Below are 9072 nucleotides of genomic sequence, written 5' to 3'. Positions count from 1 at the left end.
TGCTGAAGGCCGAATACGACAACAAGCTTTATTCAATCACATCCGTTACTGACGAAGTGCCAGAGTACGAGTACAAGTGGAGAAAGTATTTCTGGAAGCTCTTCATGGAGGTCGCTATCGACGACGGAAAGAAAGTCAGCGAGGACGTCATCAACGATCCGAACCAAGAGCATTTCATCGACCAGCTCCTTGGCCGCAATACGCTCGGCAGTTCCACGGATCCGGACGATCCGAACGCATCGAAGCCAGAGACTGGCTATTCGCTGGATGTCTCCAGCACTATCGACGAACTAAAAAAGGACGTTTTGTTCCGTCCTCCAGAAGTCGACAAGTGTGTCGAAGACATTACAAACGACCCAGCAAACTATGCTTGTGGCAATTTGCTGGGTCAGTGGTAATGCTATTTAATCAAGATAGTTCCTGTTCGACATGGCGTTTCGATCCTTGATGTGTTCGATCGCCTCATGTACGTTTTCCGGCGTAAACTTGGCCCCAGTGTCCGTGTAGACCGCCATATCCGAGAAGATATTGTAGATATCCGCTGCGGTAATCTGCGATTCTACGGCATACTTGAATGCTTCGTCGAACGACGGATCGCGGAAGTCGGTCAAGTTGTCCGGATTGAGCGACTTGTCGTTGTACTCGAACAAGTACTTGAGCGCTTCGACGTCGGGGAAGCCAATTTCAAGCATCTGGTCAATACGACCGCTACGGCACATGATGACCTTGTTGATCTTGGACGGATCGTTGATGGTCGCGATGAACACGTAGGACACCTGGTCATTCTTCGCGGCTTGGTTTAGGTCATCGAAGAACTTCAGATAAGCGCACACGGAATTATTCTTTTCGGACAAGTCGCTGCGATCCATGTCATCGAGGATGATGATGCAGCGCTTGATTGCCCTTACGTAACGCATCATGCTCTTGAGCACTTCCTCGTTCTCGATTACGTTCTTCGTAATCTTGAACGTGCAGACATCCAAGAATGCGTTGGAAATCTGCTGTGCGCCGATGGTCTTACCAGTGCCAGCGTTACCGACAAGCGCATAGCTGCGAGACAGCTTCTTGTCGTGCAAAATCTTGACGGCGTTGATGATTTCCGGAATCTTCGCCGAAACGAAGTTTTCCGGAATGGCCTTCGGACGGACGAGTTCGGACAAGTTGCCGTTCTCGTCGAACGTGAACATGAACTTTTCAGTGTCGATGTTGTTCACGAACAGCATGTTCATGAAGCTGCTGATATTCGCGTTCAGCGCGGCGACTTCAGTGCGAGACAGTTCCACGCCGTCCATCGGAACCCAGAAGTAGCGAATTTCTTGAGCTGGTACGTATGCATTTACCGCACCACCATCTTCGGCGTTCACTGGAGTCACACTTTGCATCAAGTAAAGAAGCACGTTGTCGAACTGCACTTCGATAATGGCGTTACCCGGCTTGCCGTTCATAATGGCGCTGTCGGTGAACTCGTAGTTCAGATCATAGCTCTCGCCACCGTCTTCATCACGTGTGAAGTGGCGTACGGCACCCTTGATGTTCGTACGGAGCATCTTGATCACATGTTCCTTCTGGTCTTCGGCAGAGAACCACTTGGTATCCTTGTGCTCGACGGCCATGTTGACGAGGACGTACGTGCTGGAGTTCGTAAGCGACAGCGAGTCGTAGTTCTGCTTGTTGTACTTCGTGTTGAGGTCGCGATACTGCTGCATGCTCAACGGAGCGCCGCCTTCGAGGTCGTTGTTCACGATAATGTACATCGTGTCAACGAAGTCCCAGTTGAAGGAAATGTGCGAGCAGAGATTGTCGCCGATAGAATACAAGGCTAGGCAGTTCTGCATGAAGCCAGCGACCTTGGACACTTCCTTGGCACCGCTATGGCGAGCGATCAAGTTCACCATCGTACAAGACAGTAAGAACACCTTAGACATGTTCTGCTTCTTGTAGAGCTTGACGATTTCCTTGAAGCCCTCGTAGCGACTCTTGCCGACGATAGTGGACGGAATCGTGATGTTCGGAATGGCATCGATGATTTCGTCAATCGTATTGGTGAGTTCCTTGAAGGTGTCGATGGAGTCCTTGTCGTCCTTCTTCGGTCGAATCTTCTTGCCGTATACTCCATTGTTTCCGGCAGCGAGCCTTCGTAATTCCTCTACGGATACGAGGCCAAAATTGTTGTTTACGATTTTATCGAGCATTAGTGAGTCCTATCCATATCGGTGCGGATTTTCATGACGATTCTACGAACGATTACGACGATAATGCCGACGTACACGGCATACTGCGCCTTCATCAAAAAATTGACAAACTTGGATAACATAAAATCCCGCCTTGTTAGACGGGAATCAATATAGTAAAACACTGGTAGATTTGTCAAGAGCAGCTAGGCCGTCAAGTCAGTCATCATGAACGGCTGGGCGGACTGTTCTTGCAGCATCTTAAATAAAGCATCCCATTCAGCCTTCGCATCGCTATAGATAGCTTGACCGTTGACCTTGGCACCACCAGGAAGCGTGATATCGTCCTTCTTGAGGATCTTTCCCAACTGCATTTCTGCACGAGCGACTGCCATGTCACAGAACAGCGGGTTCGCAAAGACTTCATACTTCTTGGCCTTTACGTACACGGTAGCGAGTGCGATACGGTCAGACTTCGGAGTAGGATAGACTCTGAGTATATGGTCTACTGGATGGAGCTTGATGTTGTACTGCGTACCGACAAGCTTCTTAACGTCGTTCAAGTAGCGGATAGCCCCAGCGTAAGTCACCAAGTCGAACTGACCGAGACCACCAAGACCAGCGCCACCGACACCCATAAGAGACTCACCGGGGCCGACGTCCCAAGCCATCATCGGAGAGAACGTGTTACCGTAGGAAGGCTGCACGTCGACAACTTCCATGATATTGTCCGGAACACGGTACTGGATGATACCAGCACGTAGAGGAATCTTCAAGATATCCTTGTAAGACGCCTCGTCCATGTTGATACGGTAGAACCATCTCAGCGTATCATTGATGGCCAGATGGATATGGCCAAGGCCGCCGCGTTCTTCAACGACCATCTCAATTTCCGTCACGGGGTAACCCATGCGGCTCTTGACGTATTCGACCATGTCATCTGTGGTAATAAGTTCCATGGGTATTCCTTATGCCGTGAACTGGCTGTACTTGTAGATAATCGTCGTCATGGCTTCATCGAAGTCGGCGAACGCATTCTTGACGCCCTCTGGGAATTTCGGATTCTTCGCGCAAGCTTCATTCATGTGGCTGTCGAGCTTCTTCAAGAGCGCAAGAACATCGGTATCCTTGAGACCGACGCCAGAATCAACCTTCGGAAATTCCTTGTCGCACGGCTTTCCAGTCAAGGCGATATATGTTTCGGCCAGCTTGTCGCCAGTGTCGCGGCAAAGCTCGTAAGCCTCGTTCAACAGTTCATGCTTGAGATTCTTGTCAGTATTCCAGTGCAGCTGATTGAGTACATTGCTCTCGACCAGCAGCCATACGGCGAGATCCTTCAGAGTGTCGTAATCTCCGCCAATACCGTCGGCGGCCTCTTGACGAGGCATGAAGGCTGCAGCGACTAGCCCAGCCTTGGAACCGCACATGTCGGCAAGAGATTCAAGGAATATCTTTTGAAATGCCATTTTCTGCCTTCAAACTTTCATCTGTAGGCAGTTTATCATCTGTCACTGGATGTTCTTCGCTCCACTTAGCTGCATATTTGAGCACCCAGTCGATACGGGCGGCTTCGCCCAAGTCGTGGCCAGCCTTTTCGGACTCGATCCACTTATGTTTCTCAATCTCTTCGATCTGCAATAAGTTGCGTTCACGTAAGTCCATATCAAAGCTCCCCAATTCCTTAATATAGCTTATCTGGACGCGAAAAGGTCGACCTGGGTTGCAAGTCGACTTTTCTTTACAAACCAAGTAAAGTTTGGTTTACGCTTCTGCTGGAGCCTCTGCGACTGCTGCTGGAGCCTCGGTAGCGTCGGTCTGGACTTCTTCAGTCACGACCTTCTTCTTGCGAGACTTCTTCGGAGTCGTCGTAGTCGGAATCACGATGGATCCGCCAGCTTCCTCGCCTACGGAGATCCCATTGGCAAGAGGAACTTCCTCTTGAGCCACTGGGGCCGCAGCCGGAGCCGTGGCTTGCGCCGTCGGCTGTCCGAAAATCATGGAGCTGAAATCCATAGTTTCGAGTTCCTTGAGGAACTGCTGGTATTCATCACGGTATTTCGCGATGATGTCCTCGTTGATACCGATATCGACCTTCGGCTTGCATTCAGCCATCTTGTTACGGATGCTCGCCTTCACGAACTCCATGTCGCGAGCGTGGTCAACCTTGACTGGCTTGCCAGCGGACGGTTCAACAATCGGCGCAACCGTAATCGTGGTCGGCGCGGGAATCTTGATGGAGGCTGGCAATTTAGCCTTCACCGTAGGCGGCTTGATTTTGGTGGTCGTCGTCACCTTGAGTCTAGCTATCAGATCGTTCATCTGGTCGTTTCCTTTGGAAATATGCATCGTAAGGATGCTGGTTATTAGTTTCGTTTATGATGTTGAACGTTTTCATGTTCTCATCACGGTGCATGTACTCGTCGTCTTGCTCCTTGCGCAGCACTTCTTGGACGGCTCTCATGTTGGCTGGGCCCTCTAGCTTGAAAGGAACGTCATCATACTGGCGATCCTCAAAGAACTGCTTAATGCGGTTAACTTTCGGAATACTGAGATTGGCATGCGGCATAGCGTCCACCGTCTGATTTTCGGCGGCCTTGGCTGCTGTCTCCTTGGATTGTAGCCGTTCTTTCCAGTTAAACATTATACTTCCTTCGTTTCCAGAGCGATCATCGTGTCGGAGAAGTTCGTACGAATACCGAACGCGCCGTTCTGTCCTTCGTTATAAAGGACAAAGTAGATCGAATAAATTGTCTTGTCGTCGAAGTCGGTCTTCGCGCTCACGAAGCGGTGATACTGCGACGACGTGTGATAAGTGAAATAGAGTCGGTGGTCTTGTATGCCCCAGTCGAACCAAACGGTTTCCGCCGGGATGACCGTTCCGTCGGACAGAGTGACGTCCTTCGGATTGTATAGATACTGGAACACCGTATCGACATCTGGGTGCTTGAACTGCAGCGTGGCCTTGAAGGTGTAGGACGATTCGATCTTTCCTTCCTTGTTGTCGCCGAACCAGTTAAGAATCTGCGACCAGTCCGTATTCTCGGAAGCGTATCCGTCTGGTGCATAGCTGCCGTTGCCTGGAGCCATGTCTGGTACAAACTCACGCTTCTCGCTGGATATCGCGACGAAGTCACGGTTGAGTCCGCTGAAGTCGTGTTCCAGAGAAGTATCCTCGTCAAAGTTCAAGTGGATCAAGTCGAATGAAGGAACTTCCGGCGGACGGTTCACGTCGCCGACGACGATATCTTCCCAGTCATAAATAGGAATCGGGTCGCCGTCCTTGTCCTTGATGATGTTGCCGTTATCGTCACGCTTATAACCCTTCAGAATAGGGTTGTAGCCAGTTACGACATTTCCTACCTTGTTGCGCTTCGTAATGTCACTCTCGTCGTGATAGGTCAAGTCGTAGCTCTTGCGAGTCTCATCCTTCCAGTATTCTTCGCCATCCTCGTCCGTCTTGCGAACAAGCGTCCTAGTGAATGTCTTGAGCAGCGACCAGCCCTCGCGAATCGACGGCTCGACGGTTTCCCACAAGTGTTTCTTCTGCTGTGCGATTTCGTCTGGGTACACGAACACTTGCAACGAGTCGATAAGTTCGTTGTTGATGTTGAAATTCATTTCGGCGTACTTGATGATCGCCGGAATTTCGTACTTACGGTGATAGACGCCATGGGCCTCGATAGTGTAGGTCGTCTTGTAATACTGGTATTCCTTGCTGTCCGAATTCTTCTCGTCGTCGAGAGTATCCGACCAAGTGACCGAGAACGGAATCGGTCGCTCTATTTCCGGGATGAAGTCGAACTCCTTGATACGGACTGTGCGGTACGTGTTGAAATAGGCTTCGATGTTTTCCTTTATCTGCAGATAGTCGGACATGTCGTTGCAGAGCAATGTCATTTCGAATTTGAACACTTGCGGCGTCGGCTGTATGTCACGGATGAACTTCTGCAGCGTGGGCGAGTAGATTTCACGCGCATAGCACGGCTGCACCATGTTGGCTTGGTCATGCGAGTTTCCGGTATAACGGAAGCCAAGAATAGGCACTGGCATCGGTTCTTGCGTCGACTGCGTAGAAGCGACCAAGTTTGCGAAGTTCGCGCTGCTGTGGGTCGTGATAGGGACAGCAACGGTACGGTCGGACGCCGTACGCGAGATGTCCTTGTATTTCTTGACACGCAGATTATTGAATACGTCCATCAACGCAATCATAATCTTTTCAACTTCACGAACGTAATAATATGGTGTCATCGCTTGAACCCTTTCTTACATGGTCAGTTTATCAAATCGCCGCCGCACAAAAATGATAAACTGATGTCATAAAGCTAGGAGAACGACCATGCGTCAAGCTACAGAACCAGAAAAGTACTTCATCTACAAGACCCGCCAGTTGATGACTGACTCCAACAAGGCGAAGCTGGAAGGCGTTATCAAGGCGTTCGGCCTAACCCACGATATCGATACCGAGCTCACCGAAAACGACTCCGTCAAGTTCGAGGCAATCGACACTCTCGAAGCCATGCGCGGCGACACGGAACCGAAGGCGTTCCTCGAATCGATCACGATGGATGCAATGAAGGCCGCTGGCACCGAAAACTTCCAGACAGTCCGCCGTAGTCTCAACTACTACAGAAACTGGCTGTCCGCAAAGCAGATCTAACCAAAACAAAAAAGGAAACAAAAATGCCGCCCATTCGGACGGCATTTTTTTAATTTCCTCCTTTGTGCTAGTTTAACTTACTGGATCTGAAGCTTCTTGACGTCAGATACAGCCTTCGGCTTGGGAGCGACCGTGATGGTTAGTAAGCCATCTTCGTACTTCAGCTTGGCGTTGCCGATGTCCTTGTCGCTTGCCAACTCAGTGCGGAACGTAGTCTCGGTATTTCCGACCTTGCGCGTGGCGACCAGCGCCAAGGTGTATTCACCAGAGACGACCACACTGATGTCTTCCTTTTTCACACCCGGCAGTTCCACGTAGAAAGTGTCGGCTTCATCAGTATGTTCGGCACGGAGGTTCGGACGTCTGGCGTGGGGTTTCTGGTCATCCTCGCACGTCATCGCCTTCACCATGTTCTGCAGCTCGTTACCAAGGTTACAGAAACCGTTAGCGATATTGGACTCGCCGAAGTCGAACGGATCGGCACCGAAGATGTTAAACACAGGCATTCTATTGTACATAGTCATAACTCCTTTTGAGTATTAAATTATTTCCTTTGCCCATAAATAAGCAAAAACCGTGCCAAAAAGAAGGAGGCCGCCTCACGGCGACCTCCAAGGTAGGGTAAAAGGAAGAAAAACCCCTACCGAAGCTTGATCTGGTCTTGGTAGTCCTTCTGCTTGATAGGCTCGTCGCCCCAAGCGGACGCAGTCGAACAAATGGAATAGCGGACGTTATTGAGCACGTCCATCAACTTCTCCTTCGTGAGGACTTCCTTCTCCTCGGCGGCCTTGCGGTCTTCCTCGGCTCCCTTTCCGTTGGGATTCTTCGTGATGTCGTATTCCATACGGCGATAGTTCTTCTGGCCACGGCCCGGCGTGTTGTTCACCATGTCGTCTTCGAGGAACTTGTCTTGAAGTTCGGCAAGCTTATCCTCGGTATGCCAGTACATCTGTTCCTCGGCGCGTTTCACGAACTTCTCTGCCTTACCGGACTTGATGTCCATGACTCCAGGAATAAGACTCTGGGTCTGCACGAAAATATCGTGTCTCCAGTCTGGGTGGGTATCAAAATTCGTTCCGTACATACCCAATACGTTTCCACTTGCAATCTTCTGAGCCATAGTATTTGTCCTTGACTTTGAAGATAGTTTATCAAGATGACACAAGACTTGTTGCAACTTTTTACTCATTTATATTCAAAAATGAACATAGGCATAACGGAAAAGGCCACCATTTCTGGTGGCCTTTGGTGCTTTAGGGAGTGAAAGAAACTATTTCTTCGCGGCGGCCTTCTTGGCTTCCGCAGCCTTCTGCTTACGTGCGGCCAAGATGCGCTTGGCTTCCTTGCAAGCAGATTCCTCGCTGATGCCTTCCTCGTCGACGAGCCTCTTCGCGAGTTCGATTACCTTGTCGTCCATGTACGGATCGACCTTCTCAAGGACATCGACAGCGTCGGACACGTTGTTGTGTTCCATTGCGAGGTTCGCATTGATCTCGTCCTTCTGGCGCTTCTCCTCACGTTCGATGACGCCAGCATACTCGTCGATGTTGACGCAAGTGTGGAGAATGTTCTCGTTGAGCGAGGTGAACTTGATGTACTTCGACTTCTTCTTGAGGTCTGTCACTTGCTGCATGAAGGCACGAGACACGATCTGTCCCAAGTAGTAGTAAGGGTCTTTGTTCTTGGAGTTCTCGGCCATCTTGTTCGGATCGAACGAGTGGCAATACTTCAGAGCGCAGAACTGAGCCCTGGCATACATCTCTTCCTTCCAAGGATCGGTGTACTTGCGCCAAGACATCATGCCAGCGGTCTTCTTGATAACCACCTGAATTGCAGTGGCCAAGTCGTCGGAAACCGGATAGCCCTTACCAAAAAGTTCAACATCACGCTTATGTTCCAAGAGGAGCTTTGTCAGATAGTCCTTGTCGATCTTATCATACTTCATCGAAGCGACGGTCTGTCGACCCTTTTCGTCGAATACAGCCGGATTTGCCGGGCGCTTCTTCGGCCCGTTAATGTTACGATTAGCCATTTTAACCCAAATGTTTCGTTAAAGTTTAAATTAGTTCATTTAGCACGAAGTCACGTTGGCCGTCCAGGTCATGACGGTATTCGCTGGGATAGAATCCGGATCAGCGTCCAATGCATTGGGCAACAGAACAAACCAGCTTACCGTGTGGCTTACGCTCACGTCGACGATTGCGTCGAAGTTCAGCAAGGTATACGGAAGCGTCTGATCCCAAC

General features: G+C 50.2%; 13 protein-coding genes. 2 read left to right on the top strand and 11 right to left on the bottom strand.

Annotation, left to right across the window (positions count from 1 at the left end; all coding sequences use genetic code 11):
* The coding region (locus ACJMM9_RS10045) for a hypothetical protein (RefSeq protein WP_405326308.1) at positions 1–398 on the top strand (398 nt) is incomplete at its 5' end.
* Between the two features lie 6 nt (positions 399–404).
* Here ACJMM9_RS10045 and ACJMM9_RS10040 read toward each other — a convergent pair.
* From ACJMM9_RS10040 to ACJMM9_RS10005, 8 genes are all read right to left on the bottom strand, one after another.
* Complete coding sequence (locus ACJMM9_RS10040) at positions 405–2192, bottom strand: AAA family ATPase (protein WP_405326305.1); 1788 nt, start codon at positions 2190–2192, stop codon at positions 405–407.
* Positions 2192–2314: a hypothetical protein gene (locus tag ACJMM9_RS10035; protein WP_405326302.1), complete on the bottom strand. Its 123-nt coding sequence runs from the start codon at positions 2312–2314 to the stop codon at positions 2192–2194. Before ACJMM9_RS10035 ends, ACJMM9_RS10040 begins: the two co-directional genes overlap by 1 nt.
* 63 nt (positions 2315–2377) lie before the next feature.
* Positions 2378–3130 (bottom strand): hypothetical protein, encoded by a 753-nt coding sequence (locus ACJMM9_RS10030; RefSeq protein WP_405326299.1) that lies wholly within the window; start codon positions 3128–3130, stop codon positions 2378–2380.
* A 9-nt stretch (positions 3131–3139) separates the two neighbouring features.
* A complete protein-coding gene (locus tag ACJMM9_RS10025) occupies positions 3140–3637 on the bottom strand; it encodes a hypothetical protein (protein WP_405326296.1) in 498 nt (165 codons plus the stop codon).
* Positions 3612–3833 carry a hypothetical protein gene (locus ACJMM9_RS10020; RefSeq protein ID WP_405326294.1) on the bottom strand — a complete coding sequence of 74 codons (222 nt, stop codon included), beginning with the start codon at positions 3831–3833 and terminating at the stop codon, positions 3612–3614. The genes ACJMM9_RS10025 and ACJMM9_RS10020 overlap by 26 nt, the downstream gene beginning before the upstream one ends.
* Positions 3834–3932: 99 nt before the next feature.
* Positions 3933–4490, bottom strand: a complete 558-nt coding sequence (locus ACJMM9_RS10015) for a hypothetical protein (RefSeq protein ID WP_405326292.1) — start codon at positions 4488–4490, stop codon at positions 3933–3935.
* On the bottom strand, positions 4471–4812 hold the full coding sequence (locus tag ACJMM9_RS10010) for a hypothetical protein (protein ID WP_405326290.1): 342 nt from the start codon (positions 4810–4812) through the stop codon (positions 4471–4473). Before ACJMM9_RS10010 ends, ACJMM9_RS10015 begins: the two co-directional genes overlap by 20 nt.
* On the bottom strand, positions 4812–6419 hold the full coding sequence (locus ACJMM9_RS10005) for a hypothetical protein (RefSeq protein WP_405326288.1): 1608 nt from the start codon (positions 6417–6419) through the stop codon (positions 4812–4814). The genes ACJMM9_RS10010 and ACJMM9_RS10005 overlap by 1 nt, the downstream gene beginning before the upstream one ends.
* An 88-nt stretch (positions 6420–6507) precedes the next feature.
* Here ACJMM9_RS10005 and ACJMM9_RS10000 point away from each other — a divergent pair, with 88 nt between their 5' ends.
* Complete coding sequence (locus tag ACJMM9_RS10000) at positions 6508–6828, top strand: hypothetical protein (RefSeq protein ID WP_405326286.1); 321 nt, start codon at positions 6508–6510, stop codon at positions 6826–6828.
* Positions 6829–6905: 77 nt separating this feature from the next.
* On the opposite strand, the gene ACJMM9_RS09995 is transcribed toward ACJMM9_RS10000, so the two are convergent.
* The 3 genes from ACJMM9_RS09995 to ACJMM9_RS09985 all read right to left on the bottom strand — a co-directional run bounded on the left by ACJMM9_RS09995 (position 6906) and on the right by ACJMM9_RS09985 (position 8860).
* The gene (locus tag ACJMM9_RS09995) at positions 6906–7346 is read right to left on the bottom strand and encodes an Hsp20/alpha crystallin family protein (protein WP_405326284.1); all 441 of its coding nucleotides are present in this window, start codon (positions 7344–7346) and stop codon (positions 6906–6908) included.
* Between the two features lie 122 nt (positions 7347–7468).
* Positions 7469–7948 (bottom strand): hypothetical protein, encoded by a 480-nt coding sequence (locus ACJMM9_RS09990; protein WP_405326283.1) that lies wholly within the window; start codon positions 7946–7948, stop codon positions 7469–7471.
* Between the two features lie 150 nt (positions 7949–8098).
* Entirely contained in the window at positions 8099–8860 is a 762-nt protein-coding gene (locus ACJMM9_RS09985) for a hypothetical protein (RefSeq protein ID WP_405326281.1), read from the bottom strand.
* Positions 8861–9072: the final 212 nt, after the last annotated feature.

Origin of the sequence: Fibrobacter sp., assembly GCF_045112255.1 — a bacterium.
Taxonomy (GTDB): domain Bacteria; phylum Fibrobacterota; class Fibrobacteria; order Fibrobacterales; family Fibrobacteraceae; genus Fibrobacter.
This window is presented reverse-complemented; position numbering and strand designations above follow the sequence as displayed.

Bases quoted from the DNA above. Each gene is read 5' to 3' on its own strand.
- ACJMM9_RS10000 (WP_405326286.1), top strand. From the start codon at position 6,508: ATGCGTCAAGCTACAGAACCAGAAAAGTACTTCATCTACAAGACCCGC.
- ACJMM9_RS10010 (WP_405326290.1), bottom strand. From the start codon at position 4,812: ATGTTTAACTGGAAAGAACGGCTACAATCCAAGGAGACAGCAGCCAAG.
- ACJMM9_RS09995 (WP_405326284.1), bottom strand. From the start codon at position 7,346: ATGTACAATAGAATGCCTGTGTTTAACATCTTCGGTGCCGATCCGTTC.
- ACJMM9_RS09990 (WP_405326283.1), bottom strand. From the start codon at position 7,948: ATGGCTCAGAAGATTGCAAGTGGAAACGTATTGGGTATGTACGGAACG.
- ACJMM9_RS09985 (WP_405326281.1), bottom strand. From the start codon at position 8,860: ATGGCTAATCGTAACATTAACGGGCCGAAGAAGCGCCCGGCAAATCCG.
- ACJMM9_RS10025 (WP_405326296.1), bottom strand. From the start codon at position 3,637: ATGGCATTTCAAAAGATATTCCTTGAATCTCTTGCCGACATGTGCGGT.
- ACJMM9_RS10040 (WP_405326305.1), bottom strand. From the start codon at position 2,192: ATGCTCGATAAAATCGTAAACAACAATTTTGGCCTCGTATCCGTAGAG.
- ACJMM9_RS10020 (WP_405326294.1), bottom strand. From the start codon at position 3,833: ATGGACTTACGTGAACGCAACTTATTGCAGATCGAAGAGATTGAGAAA.
- ACJMM9_RS10030 (WP_405326299.1), bottom strand. From the start codon at position 3,130: ATGGAACTTATTACCACAGATGACATGGTCGAATACGTCAAGAGCCGC.
- ACJMM9_RS10035 (WP_405326302.1), bottom strand. From the start codon at position 2,314: ATGTTATCCAAGTTTGTCAATTTTTTGATGAAGGCGCAGTATGCCGTG.
- ACJMM9_RS10015 (WP_405326292.1), bottom strand. From the start codon at position 4,490: ATGAACGATCTGATAGCTAGACTCAAGGTGACGACGACCACCAAAATC.
- ACJMM9_RS10005 (WP_405326288.1), bottom strand. From the start codon at position 6,419: ATGACACCATATTATTACGTTCGTGAAGTTGAAAAGATTATGATTGCG.